The organism is Vicinamibacterales bacterium, from assembly GCA_035699745.1.
GTDB lineage: Bacteria > Acidobacteriota > Vicinamibacteria > Vicinamibacterales > 2-12-FULL-66-21 > JAICSD01.
Genome location: DASSPH010000072.1, coordinates 25,615 through 44,784 on the forward strand (window position 1 = coordinate 25,615; position 19,170 = coordinate 44,784).

Annotated in this window: 12 protein-coding genes; 4 read left to right on the plus strand and 8 right to left on the minus strand. The window is 68.3% G+C overall.

Going from position 1 to position 19,170, the window contains the following annotated elements; all coding sequences use genetic code 11:
- Positions 1–36: 36 nt before the first annotated feature.
- Positions 37–588 (minus strand): hypothetical protein, encoded by a 552-nt coding sequence (locus VFK57_17665; protein HET7697549.1) that lies wholly within the window; start codon positions 586–588, stop codon positions 37–39.
- Positions 589–649: 61 nt separating this feature from the next.
- Here VFK57_17665 and VFK57_17670 point away from each other — a divergent pair, with 61 nt between their 5' ends.
- From VFK57_17670 to VFK57_17680, 3 genes are read left to right on the plus strand one after another with little or no spacing between them, the layout of a single operon-like run.
- Positions 650–2,068 (plus strand): hypothetical protein, encoded by a 1,419-nt coding sequence (locus VFK57_17670; protein HET7697550.1) that lies wholly within the window; start codon positions 650–652, stop codon positions 2,066–2,068.
- Positions 2,041–2,823 carry a prolyl oligopeptidase family serine peptidase gene (locus VFK57_17675; GenBank protein HET7697551.1) on the plus strand — a complete coding sequence of 261 codons (783 nt, stop codon included), beginning with the start codon at positions 2,041–2,043 and terminating at the stop codon, positions 2,821–2,823. The genes VFK57_17670 and VFK57_17675 overlap by 28 nt, the downstream gene beginning before the upstream one ends.
- Positions 2,823–3,695: a hypothetical protein gene (locus VFK57_17680; protein HET7697552.1), complete on the plus strand. Its 873-nt coding sequence runs from the start codon at positions 2,823–2,825 to the stop codon at positions 3,693–3,695. The genes VFK57_17675 and VFK57_17680 overlap by 1 nt, the downstream gene beginning before the upstream one ends.
- Before the next feature lie 258 nt (positions 3,696–3,953).
- Here VFK57_17680 and VFK57_17685 read toward each other — a convergent pair whose 3' ends face one another.
- The 6 genes from VFK57_17685 to VFK57_17710 all read right to left on the minus strand — a co-directional run bounded on the left by VFK57_17685 (position 3,954) and on the right by VFK57_17710 (position 12,981).
- On the minus strand, positions 3,954–5,591 hold the full coding sequence (locus tag VFK57_17685; protein HET7697553.1) for a sodium:solute symporter family protein: 1,638 nt from the start codon (positions 5,589–5,591) through the stop codon (positions 3,954–3,956).
- A gap of 27 nt (positions 5,592–5,618) precedes the next feature.
- Positions 5,619–6,596 carry an amidohydrolase family protein gene (locus VFK57_17690; GenBank protein HET7697554.1) on the minus strand — a complete coding sequence of 326 codons (978 nt, stop codon included), beginning with the start codon at positions 6,594–6,596 and terminating at the stop codon, positions 5,619–5,621.
- Positions 6,597–6,647: 51 nt separating this feature from the next.
- Entirely contained in the window at positions 6,648–7,319 is a 672-nt protein-coding gene (locus VFK57_17695) for a hypothetical protein (GenBank protein HET7697555.1), read from the minus strand.
- 127 nt (positions 7,320–7,446) lie between these two features.
- Entirely contained in the window at positions 7,447–8,463 is a 1,017-nt protein-coding gene (locus VFK57_17700; protein ID HET7697556.1) for an ROK family protein, read from the minus strand.
- 34 nt (positions 8,464–8,497) lie between these two features.
- Positions 8,498–11,659, minus strand: coding sequence for an efflux RND transporter permease subunit (locus VFK57_17705; GenBank protein HET7697557.1), 3,162 nt, complete (start codon positions 11,657–11,659; stop codon positions 8,498–8,500).
- Positions 11,656–12,981 (minus strand): efflux RND transporter periplasmic adaptor subunit, encoded by a 1,326-nt coding sequence (locus VFK57_17710; protein HET7697558.1) that lies wholly within the window; start codon positions 12,979–12,981, stop codon positions 11,656–11,658. The genes VFK57_17705 and VFK57_17710 overlap by 4 nt, the downstream gene beginning before the upstream one ends.
- Before the next feature lie 67 nt (positions 12,982–13,048).
- On the opposite strand from VFK57_17710, the gene VFK57_17715 reads away from it, so the two are divergent.
- The gene (locus VFK57_17715; protein HET7697559.1) at positions 13,049–16,138 is read left to right on the plus strand and encodes a carboxypeptidase regulatory-like domain-containing protein; all 3,090 of its coding nucleotides are present in this window, start codon (positions 13,049–13,051) and stop codon (positions 16,136–16,138) included.
- Between the two features lie 35 nt (positions 16,139–16,173).
- Here the strand turns inward: VFK57_17715 and VFK57_17720 are convergent, their stop codons facing one another.
- The gene (locus VFK57_17720; GenBank protein ID HET7697560.1) at positions 16,174–19,002 is read right to left on the minus strand and encodes a TonB-dependent receptor; all 2,829 of its coding nucleotides are present in this window, start codon (positions 19,000–19,002) and stop codon (positions 16,174–16,176) included.
- Positions 19,003–19,170 lie beyond the last annotated feature (168 nt).

Sequence of the window (19,170 nt, forward strand, 5' to 3'; positions counted from 1 at the left end):
AGCTCTCAGGCTGGGAGCTGGGAGCTGACACCTGTCCTACCGCCTCGCCAGCGCGCGCTCCAGTTCATCCAACTGCTGGTTGATCGCGTTCCAGCGCCCCTGCTCGGTCGTCAGATCCCCCATCAACTGCGATTCTTCGGCGATATACCGGTTCAGCGTCGCCGCCGCGGTGGCGATCTTCCCCTTCACCCCTCCGATCAGCAGCGTCGCCATGTCGGCTTCCTCGCGTGCGCCGGTGGACGCCGACCGCTTCTCCTCCAGCAGCGCGGCCTCGAGCTGCTTCTGCTCCGACTGGAGCCGGGTGAGCTCCTGCTGCGCCTCGCCGATCCGGTCGCGCACCGTATCGAGGCGGCGGATCATGTTCGAGATCCGCGTTTCCTGGAGCTGCAGCCGCGAGGCGAACAGCTGCACCCGTGGTCCGGCGCTCGCCATCTGCTCCATTGCCGCGCGCAGCCCCCTCACCTCCGCGAGGAGCGCCGGCAGCACGTCTTCGCGCGCCGCCGGCGCCGCGGACTGCCCCGAGACGCCGACTGCGCCCGCCACGATCACCGCCGCCGCCAGCCATCGTCCGCTGCTCTGCAGATCCATGAGTCCACCTCGTCTCCGGGAGTCTGGCATAATCCACAACGCCCGTTGGGAGATTTCAGCCATGACATCACGCAACCGCTTCGCCCTGACGCTCGGCGCCGCTGTGCTGGCGTCGGTCGCGCCGGCGCTGCTGGCGCAGGGGATCCAGTACCCGGCGTCCCGCAAGGTCGATCACGTCGACGTCTACCACGGCACCAGAGTGCCGGATCCGTATCGATGGCTCGAAGACGATCAGTCGGCGCAGACCGCCGCCTGGGTCGAGGCGCAGAACAAGGTCACGTTCCCGTACCTCGAGGCCATCCCCTATCGCCAGCGCCTGCACGCGCGCGTCAAGGAGCTGAGCAATTACCCCAAGTACTCCTCGCCGTCGCGCAAGGGCCCCTACTACTTCTTCAGCAAGAACGACGGCCTCCAGGACCAGAGCGTCCTGTACATCCAGAAGGGGCTCGACGGCACCCCTGAAGTGCTGATCGATCCGAACACGTGGGAAGGCGGCGGAACGACGAGGCTCGGTGTGTTCGCGGTGTCGACCGACGCGAAGTACGCCGTCTACGGCATCTCGAAGAGCGGATCCGACTGGCAGCAGTACAAGGTGATGGAGCTCGCCACGAAGAAGACGCTGCCCGACACGCTCGACTGGGTGAAGGTATCGGGCGTGGCGTGGCACGGCGACGGCTTCTACTACAGCCGCTATCCGGAGCCGAAGCGCGGCGCCTCCGAGAAGGCGTCGATCAACGAGGATCACCGCGTCTACTTCCACAAGGTCGGCACGCCGCAATCGCAGGACCGCCAGATCTATCAGGACGCCGCCAACCCCCAGCGCTTCAACACCGTCGACACGACGGAAGACGAGCGGTTCGCGCTGCTCACCGTCTCGGACCGCGGCAAGGGGCTGGACGGCAACGCCCTGTTCGCGCGCGACCTGTCGCGCGGCGAACGCGAGTTCAACCCGGTCGTCCGCAACATCGGCAACGACTCCTACAGCGTGGTCGACAACATCGGCGACAAGCTGCTGGTCGAGACCAACAAGAGCGCGCCGAACGGCCGCGTCGTGCTGGTCGATCCGCGCCGCCCCGACGAAGCGAACTGGAAGGAGATCCTGCCCGAGAAGCCGGAACCGCTTGCCGGCGTCAGCACCGCCGGCGGCAGGATCTTCGTCCGCTACCTGAAGGACGTGACGACGCGGGCGTATGTCTACGGCATGGACGGAACGCTCGAGCACGAGATCGAGCTGCCCGGCCCGGGCATCGCCGGCGGGTTCGGCGGCAACCGCGACGACACGTTCGTGTTCTACACGTTCAACTCGATGAACGTGCCGCCGACGATCTACCGCTACGACATCGCGACCAGGAAGAGCACCATCTTCCGCCAGGCGCAGGTGCGGGCTACAACCCGGACCTCTACCAGACCACGGCGGTCTTCTACCCGAGCAAGGACGGCACGAAGATCCCGATGTTCATCGTCCACAAGAAGGGGCTGAAGCTGGACGGGACCAATCCGACGCTGCTCTACGGCTACGGCGGGTTCAACATCGTGCAGTCGCCCACCTTCAGCGCCCCGCGCCTGGCGCTGCTCGAGCAGGGCTTCGTCTACGCCAACGCCAATCTGCGCGGCGGCGGCGAGTACGGCGAGGAGTGGCACAAGCAGGGGATGAAGCTGAAGAAGCAGAACGTGTTCGACGACTTCATCGCCGCCGGCGAATGGCTGATCGCCAACAAGTACACCTCCAGCAGCCGGCTGGCGCTGCAGGGCGGATCGAACGGCGGGCTGCTGGTCGGCGCGGTGATCAACCAGCGTCCGGATCTCGCGCGCGTCGCCATCCCGCAGGTCGGCGTCATGGACATGCTGCGCTTCCACAAGTTCACCATCGGGTGGAACTGGATCGCCGACTACGGATCCAGCGACAACGCCGAGGAGTTCAAGGCGCTGTATGCCTACTCGCCGCTGCACAACGTCAAGACCGGCGTGAAGTATCCGGCCACGCTGATCACCACCGCCGACCACGACGATCGCGTCGTCCCGGCGCATTCGTTCAAGTACGCGGCGACGCTGCAGGAGAAGGCGGGCAAGGACACGCCGATCCTGATCCGGATCGACACCAAGTCGGGGCACGGCGCGAGCAGCCTCACCAAATCGCTCGAGACCACCGCCGACATCTACGCGTTCATCATGCACAACATGGGGCTGACGCCGACGGCGCCGACCAGCTCGCCGTCCGGCGGAGGGATGCGGTGATGCTGCCCGGACGCGCCGGGGCCGCGCTGGGACTCGCACTGGCGTCGCTGGCCGCCGCCACGGCGGCGACGGCGGCCCGCGATCAGAAGCTGGCGCTGGTGACGGTGGCCGCGGATCACACCAAGCCCGCCGCCGCCCTGTCGCCCGCGGACTTCAAGATCACGGAAGAGGGGGGCAGCGTCGAGGTGATCGAGGCCGTTCCGGCCCGCGATCCGCTGTCGATCGTCCTGCTCGTCGACACGGCGCTGCCCTCCGACGGCAGCGCCGTCACGCCCGAGCTGCGCCGGGCGCTCAAGGCGTTCGTCGCGGCGATCAACGCCGGCGATCCGTCGGCGCAGATCGCGCTCTATCGCGTCGAAAACGCGGCCATGCCGGTGAAGGATTTCACGCCGGCGCGAGCGGAGCTGGACGCGGGGATCGATCTGCTCGCCTCGGGGACCGAGCCACGGAGCAAGATGCTCGAAGGAGTGGTGTTCGCCGCGAAGCTGGTCGCCGCCCGGCCGGCGCCGCGGCGGGCGATCGTCTGCGTCTCGATCGGCACCGCCGAAGGGACGTCGCTGAATCCCAGGAGCGTGTCCGACACGGTGCGCAACGCCGGCGCCACGCTGTGGGTGGTGTCGGTGCAGAACTCGCGCGACGCGCCGCTGACCAACCGCGATACGGTGTGGACGCGCGCGACCGAGGACACCGGCGGCCTCCGCCACAACGTCGTCCAGGCGACGCGGCTCGACGGGCCGCTGCAGGCGGTCGCCAACAGCCTGCTCTCGCAGTACTTCCTGAAGATGTCGCGCTCGCGCGACGGCGTCAGCAAGGGGTTCAAGGGGACGACGGCCGCCGGCGCTGCTGTCCTCTTTACGCGCTGGATGCGCTGAGACGTTTTAATCGAAGGAGTCGAAGGACGGCGAAGGAGCGAAGGAGCGAAGGAGCGTTGGGATCTGTCGGTCGAAGGAATCGAAGGGCGAAGGGCGAAGGGTCGAAGGGCGAAGGGTCGAAGGACCACAACCCCGATCGATGTTCGACGAGACTCGCTGAGCCCCTTCGACCTTCGCCCCTTCGAACTGCAAGACGAGCCTCCTTCGAATCTCCTTCGAATCTCCTTCGCCTCCTTCGCCATCCTTCGATTCCTTCGATTAAACCGACAGCATCAGCGCCGTCACCGCGACGAGCATCACCACGAGCACCCAGGCAATGCCGAAGCCGGCGAGATCCTCGCGGAACACTCCCCATCCGCGCGCGGCCGCGACCTGCGGCGCGCGAAGCAGGTTGACGAGCAGCAGCGGCTGGTGAGCGCCTGCCCCGGGGCCGCTGTCGTCACTCGACGTCTCCATCCGCTCGAAGAACGAACCGACCGCGCCGGCCGGCTCCGGCGGGGTCAGCAGGCTGACGACGACCAGCGCCGCGACGCCGGCGAGCAGCGCCGCCAGAAACACAGTGGCGTCCCAGTGATCCAGCCGCTGCCCGGTCGCGGCATACAGCACGAAGTTCACGGCGAGCGCCGTCAGCATGCTGGCGAGCGCACCCCAGCGGTTGGCGCGCCGCCAGATGAGACCGCCGAGCACGCTGATGCCGACGAAGGTGGCCATCGTCTCCGTCAGCAGGAACGTGTAGAGCACGCTCTGGATCAGGAAGAGCGCGTACAGCACGCCGAGAATCGTGATCGCCAGGCCGCTGATGCGCCCCGCCCAGAGATAGTGGTGATCGGACCGCCCCGGCGCCAGCCGGTGACGGTACAGCCCTTCGGTGAACAGCGCCCCGCTGTCGACGAGAAACGCCGAGCAGGTGGACATGTTCGCCGCCAGGATCGAGGCGATCATCAGCCCGAGCGCGCCGGGAAAGAGCAGCTGCCGGCAGGCGTAGCCGAAGGCGTCCTCGGCATCCGCGAGCGGCGTGTGTCCCTGAGCCACCATCGCCGCGACGATCAGGCCGACCAGCATCCAGCCCACGGTGCAGACGCGCTTGACGAAGTTGCCGTAGAACATGCCGACGCGGCACGTCCGCTCGTTCCTGCCGGTTCCGACCGCGGCGATCTGGTGCGGCATCGCCATGATCCCGACCAGCCCGTTGAGCGTCAGCATGGCGATCACCCACGGCCCGATGCCCGACGGCGTCGCGAGCGAGAAGCGGTATGGCTCGAGCACCGCCTTCATGCCATCCAGCCCGCCCACCGCGCTCCAGCCGAGCGGAATCAGCAGAAAGGACAGCACGATGATCAGGAATCCCTGGAAGAGATCCGTCCACGCCGCGGCGATCAGTCCACCGACGAGGCTGTAGAGCATGAACAGCACCGTCATCGCCACGATGATTTCGTTGACGCCGACGCCGCCGCCGGTCGCCTGGCTGATCACCTTGCCGGCTCCCTTCAGCATGCTGCCGGTGTTGATGATCAGGAAGCAGAGCGCGAACACGATGTAGATGCCGCCCATCCACGCGCCGTAGCGATCCTCGGTGAACTCCGCCATCGTCGTCCGCCGCACGCGGCGGAAGACCGGCGCCATGATCCAGAAGAACGGCGTGACGAAGAGGTTCTTCCACTGAAACCAGATCGCCGAGGCGCCGGACGTGTAGACCGCGCCGGCGAGCGCCACCGGCATCTCGGCGTGCGTGCCGACGCCGAACGTCTGGCCGATCATGATCCACGGCCCGAAGCGCCGGCCGCCGAGGAAGTACTCACCGGTGCGGCGCACGTGCCAGCCGACCACCAGCCCGATGGCGGTGATGACGACGAAGTAGGCGCCGATGACGATCCAGTCGAGGGAGGAAATGTTCATTGGGTGATCGGGTGATCGGGCGATCGGTCAGTCGTGAACGTGGCGGACGTGCAGTTCGCACGCCTCGGGGTCCCAGTCGGCCGTGACGGTGCCGCCGGGGGTGAGGCCGAGATACGCGGCCGGAATCGTGGATGCCATCGGAATCACCTCGTCGAGCGGCAGCCCGCTGAAACGGACCATGTTGCCGATCGCGCGGTCGAGCGTCAGGCTCGACCCCGCGAGATAGGGCGTGTCCGGCAGCGACACGCGGCCGTCGTCTCCAAGCACACAGTCGACGCCGCCGATCGTGAAGCGGCCGGGCGCGCAGCCGGCGGCGGCGATCGCGTCCGTGATCAGGATCGTCCGCCCGGCGCCCTTGGCCCGCGCCATCGCCTTGACGGTCGCCGGCGGCAGATGATGGCCGTCCACGATCAGGCTCGCGACTATATCGTCCGCGGCAAGCAATTCCCAGATCGGATTGGGATGGCGCGGCAGCGTGGCGGCGCAGCCGTTGCCGAGATGGGTCGCCAGCGTGGCGCCGGCGCCGATCGCGTCGCGGATCTGCTGCGCCGATGCCGCGGTATGGCCGATGGCGACGCGGACCCCTGCGGCCGCGAGATGCTCGACCAGAGGGAGCGCTCCGGGCACTTCCGGCGCCAGCGTGACGAGCAGAATGCGCCCGTCCGCCGCGTCCTGCCGCCGCTGGAAGTCGTCGATGCTGGCGGCGGTGATGTGCTCGCGCGGATGCGCGCCGCGGGGGCCGTCCTGGGGCGAGAGATACGGCCCTTCCATGTGCAGGCCCGCGATCGCGGGATCGGACATCCGCGCCAGGGTGCGGGCGCCGGCGGCGAACCGCTCGAACGAGGAGGTGATGAGGGTGGGCAGGCAGCGCGTCACGCCGCTGGCGCGCATGCGCTCGAGCGCCGCCGCGCAGCGCTCGGCGGAGAGCGACGGACCGTTGAAGTCGACGCCGCCGAATCCGTTGACCTGGAGATCGAACAGCCCCGGCAGCTGCAGGCGTCGCACGAAGGAAATCTATATCAGCGACGCCGGAAGGACGGTCGGAAAACGCGCGGACTACCGCTTGTGCCCGATCAGGGCCACGCGTCCGCTGCAGTCCGTCACCGGGTTTCCGCAGAAGGCCTCGATGGCGCGGACCGGCAGCGGTTCCGGAAACGTGAACGTCTTCACGTCCCGATCCACGATCGCCAGCCGCAGCACGACGCTCAAGTCGTCTGTAGTCACCACGCTGTAGACGACGCGGTCGTGGCCTGCCTCGAGCGAAATGAACGTCGCATCCAAGCCGTCGGGATAATTGAAGTTCATCTGCTTCGAGACGCCAGGCTCGAGGTTCGCGAACTCGCCGAAAGAGGAGAAGTCCGGGCGTCGTGGCTTGATGCTGATCTCAAACGTCCCCTTCGGACTGACGAGCAGGTTGCCGAGATCGTCGAACGCCAGGCGGCTCGCGGCGGTGGCGATGCTGCCGAGGCGGGTGCTGTTGGTCCCGTCCAGCGTGACGGTATTGCCGGCGGGATCGAGCTTCACCGTCGGCGTGCCGCTGATTTGCAGCGAGGAATTGGTGACGTTCACGTTGGCGGTCCCCACTTCGTGCACCGGCAGTGGATTGTTGAGAACCGTGACCGGCGCGGACCCCTGGCCGACTGCGGTCCGGGGCTGGAGCAGGGCGGCAAGGAATGCACAGACCGACACGAGCAGGAGAACGGCGAAGGCCCGTTTCAGTGACCGCATGGTGTCTCCTCTCTGACGACGCCCGCACTCTAGCGGGGGTGAGGGCGGCCGCCAAGCACCAAAGCACGCCGCGCGGCGGGGGCGCGCAATGGTGTGAGATGACGCACTCGAGACAGCTCGATCGCCGTTATGCGCGGGCTGCGCGCAGGCCGAAGACCCGCGTCGCTTCGAGCGCGGCGCCGCGCGCGCCGGCGGTGTCGCCGTCGGGCATCAGTTCGATCCGCGGCTCCTGTTCCGCGCGCTGTGCCGGCATGCCGACGCGGACCTCGTCGAGGAACCAGCGGCGGAATCCCGGCGACGCCTCGAGCGCCCCGCCGCCGATCAGGAAGCCGTCCGGATCGAAGAGGTTGACCATCTGGTCGAGGAACAACGCCAGGGCGCGCGCCTGCGCCCGGAAGATGTCGCGCGACATCGCGTCCCCTTCGTCCGCCAGGCTGCGCACCCTGGTCGCGGCCCGGGCCGGTTCGACGCCGTGGAGCGGATGGCCGGGATAGCGCGCGAGAAAGTAAGGCAGCAGCGTCTGCCGGATTCCGGTCAACGAACAGAGCGACTCGAGATCACCGGTGCGGCCGCAGTTGCAGGGGGGCGCCAGATCCTCGAGTCCCGCGATCGATCGCCAGGGAATCAGCACATGCCCCACTTCCCCGCCGAAGCCGTTCCGCCCGGTCACCAGCCGCCCGTCGACGACGATGCCGCCGCCCGTGCCGGTGCCGATGATGACGGAGATGCTCGATCCGCCGTCGGATCCGAAAACCGCGGTGTGCCCCCAGAGCGCCGCCGCGTTGCCGTCGTTCAGATAGGTGACGGAACGTCCCAGCCGCGCCTCGAGCTGCCCGCGCAGATCGAACCCCGCCCACGCCGGGTGCGCGAAGTTGGTCGAACCCTTCGCGCTCAGGACGCCGACGGCGCTGGCGGGCCCGGGCGTGTCGAGGCCGATCGCCGCGATCGCAGCCGGGTCCACGCCCGCCCGGCCGGCCGCCATCGCGAGCCCGTCGGCAATCTGCTGGAGGGTGACCTCCGGCCCCTGCGTGACCAGGGCGGGGTGCTCACACAAGCCGTTGATGAGAAACTGCCCGCGCGCCGAATCGAGCAGCGTGTAATTGACGGCGGTGCCGCCGAGATCGATCCCCGCGACAATCGACATGGTCCTCGCTCCGCGCCGATGATACCCCGGCGGGTCAGCGTTCGAGGTGTTCGGGTGTGGCGGGGAGCGCCGGGCCGGGAATCGGCGCCGGCCGCGGCCGCAGCAGCCTGCGCAGCGGATTGAACAGGTCGCTCGGCCGCAGCGCGCGCAGGCCGTCGAAGTACGAGTAGACCACCGGGGTGATCAGCAGCGTCAGCAGCAGGCACAGGATCTGGCCGCCGATGATCGTCACCGCCATCGACGCCCGCGAGCCCGATCCGGCGCCGCGGCCGAACGCAATCGGCAGCATGCCGGCCACGATCGCGATGGTGGTCATCAGGATGGGCCGCAGCCGGACGCGGTTCGCCTGGATCATCGCCTGGTGGCGATCCAGGTTCATCTCCCGCAGCGTGTTGGTGTAGTCGACCTGCAGGATCGAGTTCTTCTTGACGACGCCGAACAGCATCATCAGGCCGATGGCGCTGTAGACGTTGATGGTCATGCCGAACGCCATCAGCGCCAGCAGCCCGGCGGGCAGGCTGAGCGGCAGCGACGTCATGATCGTCAGGGGGTGGATGAAGCTGTTGAACTGCGACGCCAGCACCATGTAGATGAACACGATCGACAGGATGATGGCGATCATGAAGTCGTTCCCCGCCTGGCTGAGGGTGCGCGCGCTGCCGCCGAACGTCACCTGATAGCCGGCCTTGAGTCCCAGCTCGCCGACTTTGTCGCGCGCCTGAGCGATCGCGTCGCCGAGGGTGATCTTCAGGCGATCGAGATTGGCGTTGACCGAGATCTGGCGCATGCGGTTGAAGCGATCGATCGATCCCGGCGCGCTGCCCATGGTGAGATGCGCGACGTCGGTCAGGCGGACCATCCGCCCGCCCGCTGCGGGGACGAAGATGTCCCCCATCGTCCGCGGATCGTTGCGGAACCTCTCGTCGAGCCGCAGCCGGACGCTGAACTGCTCGTCGCCGTCCTTGAACTTCGAGACCTCCTCGCCGCCGACCAGCGTCCGCATCGTCGACGACAAGGTGTCGACCGAGACGCCGAGGTCCGCGGCGCGGTCGCGATCGACGGTGATGCGCATCTCGGGCTGCGTCGCCTCGAAGCTGGTGTCGGCGTCGGTGACGCCGTCGATCTCCCGTACCTTCTCGAGCAGGGTCTGCGCGTATTGCTGGAGCTGCTCGACGTCGGGGCCCTGCACGATCATGCTGAGACGGTTGGTGCTGCCCCCGCCGCCGCCGCGCCCGCCGCCGCCGCTCGACGCGCCGGAGATGTCGGTGCCGCCCGACACGCTGATCCGCGCGTTCTTGTACTTGCTGAGCGCCCGCCGCGTCACCTGCATCAGCTCCTGCTGGGACTGCTCGCGTTCCTCCAGCGGCTTGAGCTGGATCGAGTAGTTGCCGCTGCCGTTCTGGATCGAGGTCAGCATCGCCGCCAGGTTGTCGCCGAGCGCGGCGCGCAGCTCCCCTTCGATCGGCGTCATGTACTCGAGCGTCCGCTCGTAGCTGGTGCCGCGCGGCAGCCGCAGGTTCACGCTGAACTCGCTCTGATCGTCGTCGGGCACCAGCTCCTTGCCGACCAGCGGGTAGAGAAACGCCGCCGAGACGACGACGGCGGCGGCGATGCCCAGCATCACCGGCCGGTGCGCCAGCGACCACTCCAGCATGGTCGTGTACCGGCGATCGAGCCAGGCGTAGAACCCGCGCTCCTTGGTCTTGCCGTGGCCCGCCGCCGCGTCCTCCGGCCGCAGCCACCACGCGCACAGCGCGGGCGTCAGCGTGAACGACACGAACATCGACAGCAGGATCGCGGTCGCCGAGGTGATGCCGAAGCTGAAGAAGTAGCGGCCGACCTGCCCGGTCATGAACGCGACCGGCACGAAGATGACCACCAGCGACAGCGTCGTCGCCATGACCGCCAGCCCGATCTCCGACGTCGCGTCGATCGCCGCCTGGCGGGGCGACATTCCCTTCTCTTCCACGTACCTGAAGATGTTCTCCAGCACGACGATGGCGTCGTCGATGACGATGCCGGTGGCGAGCGACAGCGCCAGCATCGTCATGTTGTTCAGCGTGAAGCCGAACGGCCGCATGAACGCGAAGGTGCCGATGATCGAGATCGGGATCGCCAGGCCGGCGATCAGCGTGACGCGCCAGTTGCGGATGAACACGAACACGACGACGGCGGCGAGGATGCCGCCGAAGATGAGGTGGTGCTGGATCTCCTCGAAGGACTTGCGGATGAACAGCGACTGGTCGCGGCGCGGCAGGACGCGGATGTCGGACGGCAGCGCCGCCTGGATGCGCTCGAGGCGCGCCAGGACGCGGTCGACGACCTCGACGGTATTGGTGCCGGTCTGCTTGCGGATCGAGAGCGAGACCGCGTTCTCGCCGTCGAGGCGGGTCTGGCTGCGGACCTCTTCGATCGAGTCGGTGACGCGCGCGACGTCGCCGACGCGGATCACCGAACCGTCTTTGTACGAAAGGACGATCTGGTCGAACTCATTGACGGTGCGGAGGCGCCCCATCGTCCGCATCGAGATCTCCGAGGGGCCGGCGATGAACGTGCCGCCGGGGATCTCCGTGTTCTGCCGTTCCACCGCGGCGGCGACCTGCTGCACGGTCAGCCCGTAGGCGTTGAGGCGGTTGGGGTCGAGCAGGATGCGGATCTCGCGGCGGCGATCGCCCATCAGCGAGACTTCGCCGACGTCCTGCACGGTCTCCAGCACTTCTTTGATCTGCTTGTCGGCGATCTCGGTGATCTCTTTCGGCGAGCGGTTCGAGACGACGGCCAGCGTGAGGATCGGCGCCTGGTCGGGATCGAACTTGCTGACCACCGGCGGCGTGGTGTCGCGCGGGAAGCGCACCGTCGCGACCTTGTCGCGCACGTCCTGCGTCGCCGCCTCGATCTCGCGCTCGAGGGTGAAGGTGATGGTGCAGTTGCCGTTGCCCTGCGAGGAGCTGCACCGCAGCTCGTCGATGCCGTTGATCGTGTTGACCGCCGCCTCGATCGGCTTGGTGATCGTCGTCTCGATCTCCTCGGCGCTGGCGCCGGGAAGGCTGGCGCGGACGTTCACCGTCGGCGAATCGGTGCGCGGCATCAGGTCGAGCCCGAGGTCCTGGTACGAGAACCAGCCGAGCACGACGAGCGCCGCGCTCATCATCACGGCGAAGACGGGCCGCTTGACGCTGACTTCCGCGAGCTTCACAGGTCGCCTCCGCCGCCCGGGCCGCGCCGGCCGCTGCGGCCCGCGCCGCCCTGGCCCCGGCGTCCGCCGCCGCCCCGTGCGCCGCCCGAGCCCGCCGCGGAATTGTCGGCGTCGACGCGCACGCCGGTGGCCAGCTCGTTCAACCGGCTGTTGGCGAGCGTCTCGTCACCCTTCAAGCCGCCGAGGATCTCCCACAAGTTCTGCTGGCGGACGCCGAGCTCGACCGTCTGCTGGGTGATCCTGCCGTCCTTGACCACGTAGACCGAGGACACGCCGGCGAACGTCGACACCGCGCTGTCGGGGACCGCCATGACGTTGTCGTCCTTGCGGGTGAGAATCACTCCCTTGGCGAAGAACCCGGGTTTCAGCCGCCGGTCGGTGTTGTCGACGATCGCCTCGACGGTGAACGTCCGCATCGTCTGATCGAGCGCCGGACTGACGTGCTCGATCCGCCCGCGGAACACCTGGTCGCCGAACGACTCGACGCGGAACTGGACTTCGAGGCCCGGCTGAATCACGCCGGCGTGCCGTTCCTGCACGCCGGTCCGCAGCTTCAGCGGATCGATCTGGACGATGGTGGCGACCGGCGTGCGCTCGCCGATGAACTCGCCGACCTGCACGAGGCGCTCGGAGACGATGCCGCTGATCGGCGCCCGCACGATCGCGTCCTTCAGCTGTTTCACCGCGAGATCGTAGGCGGCGCGGCGATCCTGGAGCAGCGCCTTCTGGCCGCGCGCGTTGTCCACCGCCGACTGGTAGGCCGCTTCGGCGACTTTCAACCGCGTCTCGGCGGTCTGCAGGTCGACCGGCGAGATCAGGCCGCGGGCCGAGAGCGCCTTGGCGCGCTCGGCCGCCGCGCGGGCGTCTTCGCGGCTGGCGAGGGCGTTCCTCACCGAGCCGATGTCGTCGTCCGCCGGCGGCGTGTCGTTGCCGTCGAGGGCGCCGTGCATGCCGAGCTGCGCGCGCGTCTGCCGCAGCGCGCTCTCGGCGCGGGCGGCGGCGAGCTTCAGCTCCTGCTCGTCGATCCGTACCAGCGGATCCCCGGCGCGGACCTCCCGGCCGATGTCCACGAGGACGCTGCGGACGACACCCGCGGCTTCGGCGCTGACGCGGGCCTGGTCGGGGGACAGCAGCGTCCCGGCCAGGTCCACCTGGCGCTGGACCGCCATCCGCTGGACGGTCGTGGTTCGAACAGCGACCGCGGGGCCGCCGCGGCGGTTCTGCGTCGCTGCCTGCTGGCTGCAGGCCGGCGCCAGCAGCGCCGCACACAGCGCGCACAGCCCCCAGACGGCACTGCGGGAGGAGAGAGAAGAGACACCCATGGGTCCTTGGTCAATACGCCTTCGGCCGGCCGGCCGTTTCTCAGCACTACAATGTAAGGGATCCCACATGATTGCCTTGCTTTCACTCTGCCTCGTCGTCTTCGGCGCGGCGCCGGCGCTCGCCCAGACCTCCGCCACCCTCACGGGTACGATTACCGATACATCCGGCGGCGCCCTCCCCGGCGTCGCGCTGACCCTGCGCAATACCGGCACCGGACTGACCCGGGCCGCGACCAGCACGCCCGAGGGCCGTTTCGTGTTTGCCGGCATCCCTGCCGGCGCCTACGACCTTCGCGCCGAACTCTCCGGCTTCCGCCCTGTCGTCCGCCAGGGGCTGACGGTCACCGTCGCACAGTCGCTGACGGTGCCGCTCGTCATGGAAGTGGGCGGGGTGGAACAGGCGGTGACCGTCTCCGGCGGCGCATCGGCGGTGAACACGGCCACCTCCGAGCTGAGCTTTCTCGTCGGCGAGCAGGCGATCGAAACGCTGCCGCTGAACGGACGCAATTTCACCGATCTGGCGCTCCTCCAGCCCGGGGTGCTCGCCTATCCGTCCCGCGACGGCGGATCCGTCGTCGCGCACGGGCTCGGGATGAGCGTGAACGGCCAGGATTACCGATCGAACGTGTACCTGCTCGACGGCACGCTGCAGAACGACTTCACCAACGGACCGGCGGGCAGCGCGGCGGGGACCACGCTCGGCCTGGAAGCGATCCGCGAGTTCCGCGTCGAGTCCAACGCCTACAGCGCGGAGTTCGGGCGCAACTACGGCGGCCAGATCAACGTCCTGACCAAGTCGGGCACGAATACGTTGCGCGGCAGCGCGTTCGAGTTCCATCGCAACGACGCGCTCGACGCGCGCAACTACTTCGACGTGGCCGGCAAGCCGGACTTCACGCGCAACCAGTTCGGCGCCTCCCTCGGCGGTCCGCTGCAGGAGGATCGGCTGTTCTATTTCGCCGCCTACGAAGGGCTGCGCGAGCGGCTCGGCAAGACGATCAGCAGCTTCGTGCCCGACCTCAACGCGCGCAACGGCATCCTGCCGGACGGTCCGGTCGCGATCAGCGACGTCGTCCGCCCCTATCTCAACGCCATTCCGCAACCGACGGGGACGCCGATCGGCGGCGGCCTCGCCCCGCACACCTTCGGGTTCGAGCAGAAGCTGGATCAGACGTTCCTGCAGGGGCGCGTCGACTACCAGGCGGGACCGGCGCACCAGTTCTTCGCGCGCCACACCTACGACGACGGCGAGCAGCGGCTGCCCACGGACTATCCGGCGTTCCCGCGCTCGTTCATCTCGACCAACCAGTTCTTCACCGCCGAATACCGCAACGTGCGGTCCGAGCGGACGCTGCAGACGGCGCGCTTCGGGTACAGCCGCACGCGGGTCGGGCAGAACGTCGAAGCCAATCTGGCGTCGCCGCTGCCGCCGTTCGTCGCCGGCCGCGGCCTCGTCGGCGACATCGACATCGGCGGCATGCAGCGCTTCGGCCCGCAGAGCTCGGCGAATCTCCGCCTCGCGCAGAACGTGTACAGCGGCCAGTACGACGTGACGCACACGCGCGGCCGCCACCTGTTCAAGGCCGGCGCGCTGGTCGAGCGCTACCGCGACTTCATGACCAACCCGACCTTCAGCCTCGGGATCTACACCTTCGCGAACGTCCGCGCGTTCCTCGAGAATCGCGCCACCCGTTTCGTCGGCCTGTCGCCCCAGGGAGACATCGATCGCGACTGGCCGTGGACGCTGTTCGGCGGCTACGTGCAGGACACGATGTCGGTGAACCGCCGCCTCACGCTGAACGCGGGGCTGCGCTACGAAACGACGACGATGCCGATCGACACCGCAGGGCGGGATTCCGCGCTGGTCCGGCTCTCGGATGCCGCCCCGACGGTCGGCCGTCTCTACGAGGGCCCCGGGCGTGCGAACCTCTCACCGCGCGCCGGCGCGGCGTGGGACGTCTTCGGCGACGGATCCACGTCGGTCCGCGGCGGGTACGGCCTTTACTTCGGAACGACCGTGCAGCAGAACCTGATCGTGACGGTGACGAATCCGCCGTCGACGCCGCGGTTCGTCATCGGCGCCCCGTCGTTCCCCTCTCCTCCGTTCGATCGCGGCATCGGCAACACGATCCGGCCGATGCAGTGGGATCTGCAGAGTCCGCGGCTGCACGTGTGGAACGTGAGCGCGCAGCGTGCGCTCCCCGGCGCGGTCATCGCCACCATCGGCTACGCCGGATCACGCGGCACCCACCTGTATCGCAACACCGACGTCAACATCCCGGCGCCGTCGGCGACGGCGGACGGCCGCCCGTTCTTCGCCGCCGGGCTGCTGCGGCCGAACCGGAACTTCGGCACCATCGAGCTGAAGAGCAGCGACGGCGACTCGTGGTATCGCGCGCTGATCGTCGAGCTGCGCCGCACGTGGCAGGCCGGGCTGTCGCTGCAGTCCTCGTACACGTGGTCGCGGACCGAAGACACCACGCAGGCCTCGACGTTCTTCTCCGACTCGACCAACGGGACGACGGTCGCGTTTCCGGAAGTGATCGCCGGCTACAACCAGGGGCCGGCCGACTGGGACACGCCGCACACGCTCGTGGTCAACATGACGTGGGACGTCCCGTTCGCGCGGGATCTCAGCGGCGCGGCGCGGGCGCTGCTGGACGGGTGGCAAGTGTCGGCGATCGGCACGTTCCGCAGCGGTCAGCCGCTGACGGTGTTCGTCCAGAACAACTGGTCGCGATCGCAGTGGTCGCCGTCCATCTCCCCGACGTCGGGCCTCGATCGTCCCGACCTCGCGCCCGGACGATCCGCGGGCAGCGCGGTGCTCGGACGGCCCGACCAGTGGTTCGATCCGTCGGCGTTCGTGCTGCAGCCGCAGGGGACGCTGGGCAACAGTCCGCGCGGCGCGTTCCGCGGCCCGGATCTCCGGACGGTGGACATCGCCGCGGTCCGGCGGCTCGGCGTCGGCGGCGGGGCCCGCGTCGAGCTGCGGCTCGAGGTCTTCAATCTCTTCAACCGCGCCAACTTCGGCAATCCGACGCTGATTGCCTTCGCCGGCGCGGCCGCGAACGAAGCGCCGCTCGCCAGCTTCGGGCGCATTCGAGCCACCGTGACGTCCGCGCGGCAGATGCAGCTGGGTGCTCGTATCACGTTCTGATCCGGTAACCGGTAACCGGTAACCGGTTACCGGTCTCAGAACTGCACGCGGACGCCGAACCTGACGATCCGCGGGTTCATCACTTCGGCGACCCGGTTGAAGTTCGACGCCGAGACGTCGTAGATCCGGCCGAGCACGAAGCCGTGGTTGAACACGTTGAAGATGTCGACGTCGAGCGCGACGCTGCCGCGGCCGAAGGTGAACATCTTCTCGAGGCGCGCGTCGAGCGACTTCAGCGTCGGCAGGCGGTGCTTGCCGATGCTGCCGGCGTTGACCAGCACGTCCTTGGTCGAATACACCGGATCGTTGGTGCCGACGTCGTTCGAGTAGAACATCTGGGCGAAGCCCTGGCGCAGCAGGAAGTTGCCGCCGACGTTGATGCCCCATCGCCACTGGTAGTAGCCGTTGGCGACGAACTGGTAGCTCGGGAGCGTCATGTAGATCTGCGACTTGCCGCTGCCCGCCGTCGGCACGGTCACCAGCCCGCCGTTGACCTGCGGATCGTTGGTCAGCGGCGTCGGATCGACGATCGCCGTCGCCGGGTCGTCGAAGTACTCGCGCGAGCGGTTCCACGAGAAGCCGAACCGCGCCATCCAGTTGTTGCGCAGCCGCTTGGTCGCGGCGAGCTCGAGCCCGTTGTAGGCGCGGTGATACCCCTTCCGGTTCGCCGTCAGCGTGCCGGCGCCGTCGGGAGCCCGGTCCTCGCGCAGCGCGTAATACGGCACGTCGTACGGCGTCCCGTCCGGCAGCGTGCCGGTCAGGCGGCCGTCCTCGACGTAATCGGCCGAGGTCGCGCCGATCGGCGGCGCCTGGTTCCACCACTGGTTCACGTAGCGGCGCCAGGTATAGGCCGCCGACATGGCGAAGCCGGGGAACAGCTCCCGATCGACGCCGAACACCACTTCGTGCGTCCGCGGCGCGCTGTAGTCGTCCGCGATCCGGTTCACGACTCTCGCCGGGTTCGACGGGTCGATGTTCTTGGCGAACAGGAACGGGCCGAGCTCGCCCGGCTCGATGTTGAAGTTGCGGTTGCGGTCGACGGCGAGATAGTAGGCGTAGGCGAAGCTCGCGGACGAGATGTTCCCCGCCACCGGCGCGGCGAGCTGGCTGGCGTACGCCGAGTAGCTGGCGCGGGCAACCGTCTTGCGCTCCGCGCCCAGCGCGTAGGCCAGGCCGGCGCGCGGCGACAGCGTGTTCCACACCACCGCGTTCTTGACCGCGGGCGCGCTCACGCCGGGCAGCACCGCCGGCACCACCGGATGCGCCTCGACGGTGATCGCATCGACCGAACTGGTCGCGCGATCGAAGCGCAGCGAGCCGTTCAGCGTCAGGCGATCCAGCGTCACGGTGTCGCCGGCGTAGACGGAGGTGTAGAACGCGCGATTCACCTGATGGTACGGGCGGATCGGGATGGCGAGCGTCGTGCCGGCGGCGTCGAGCTGGATGTCGAGGAAATCGCCGGCGTAGCGCGTCGTCTGATCGTCCGTGTAGCGGCGCGCCGACGCGCCGGCGCGCAGCTCGTGCCGGCCGCGGAACCAGTTCGCGTCGCCGTTGAACACGATCTGCGGCCGATCGTTGTCGCTGAACACGTTGCTGTTGTGGTACACGCCGTCGGCGTCGATGAACACCTGGCCGTTGTCGAGGCCGCCTTTCGGTGTCAGCGTGAACGGACCGTTCACGTGCGCGCCGCGCGCGGTCACGAACAGCGTGCTGCCGATCGTGCCGCTCACCTCGCCCTTGTACATCTTCGACGGACCGTCCTGGATGAAGGTCGTCTCCGGCGGGTTGAACGGACCGGCGCCGCGGCCGTCCTTCTTCTTGTTGCCCGAGAAGAACGTGAAGTTGCCGCGCCACGCGCCGCTGAAGGCGTACTGCGTCTTGGCGCCGACGTCCTCGAGCGTCGTCTTGTCGGGGAAGCCGTCCAGCGTCTGGATGTCGACGTCGGTGCGCCCGTACGAGCCCCACGCCCACCAGCGATCGCGGACGAGCGGCCCGCCGGCCTCGCCGCCGTAGTCGGCATACTTGGTCATGCGGTTCCCCTTCCCGCTGACCCCGCCGAGCGCCTCGACGAGCTCCTGCGGCAGGTTGTTGCCCTGCAGGTCCTTGTTCTCGTAATAGGTTCGCGCCGACCCGTGTACCGTGTTCGACCCGGACTTGAGCACGACGTTCATCTGCACGCCGGGCGTCGCCTGGCGCGCGTCGCTGCCCCCCGTCGTGACCTGCATCTCCTGGAACATGTCGAAGTCGTAATAGCTCGGGGAGGAGCCCAGAGCGGTCATGTCCGTGATCGGGATCCCGTCCATGTACCAGGTGTTGTCCCCCGCCGTCGCCCCCTTCGCGATGTAATTCGACTGCTGCCCCGACTCGGATCCGCCGACGTTCACGCGATCGACGATGACGCCCGGAATCGTCTGCAGCACCACCCAGGGATCGCGCGCGGACGGAATGTTCTGCAGCTCCTGGCTGCTGACGCTGGTCGAGATCGCCTGTCGCGTCGGCTCGATGATCGGCACGTCGACGGAGACCTGCACCTGTTCCTGCACCCCCTGCACGAGCAGCGTGATCCTGAGCGGGATCGCGCTCCCGGCGCTGACCGGCAGCGCGCGATTCAGATAGTCGGCGAATCCCTGAAGCTTTGCCCGCAGCTGGTAGGTGCCGGAGATGAGGTTGAGCAGGTGCGCCTGCCCTTGCGCATCGGTGACGGCGGACTGGGTCTGCGGCCCGGTCACGTCGACGGCGACGCCCGGCAGGACGGCGCCGCTGCTGTCCGTGATCGTGACGTCGATGCGCCCCGTGAACACCTGCGCGCGAGCCGGTCCGACCACCGCGAGGACCAGGGCCAGCACCAACATGGCCTTCTTCATCTGATTCGCCTCCAATGTGCGGACGCCGCCTGCAGGCCCGCCGTGCCCTTCGATGAGCAAGCGAAGTGCCGCGAACGCGGGGGACGGTCCGCCGCGTCCCGTCTGCGCCGCGTTTTGTGACGAAACGACCGCGCAGCGTGACAGGGGCTGGCGCGTCCGGGATCGCTC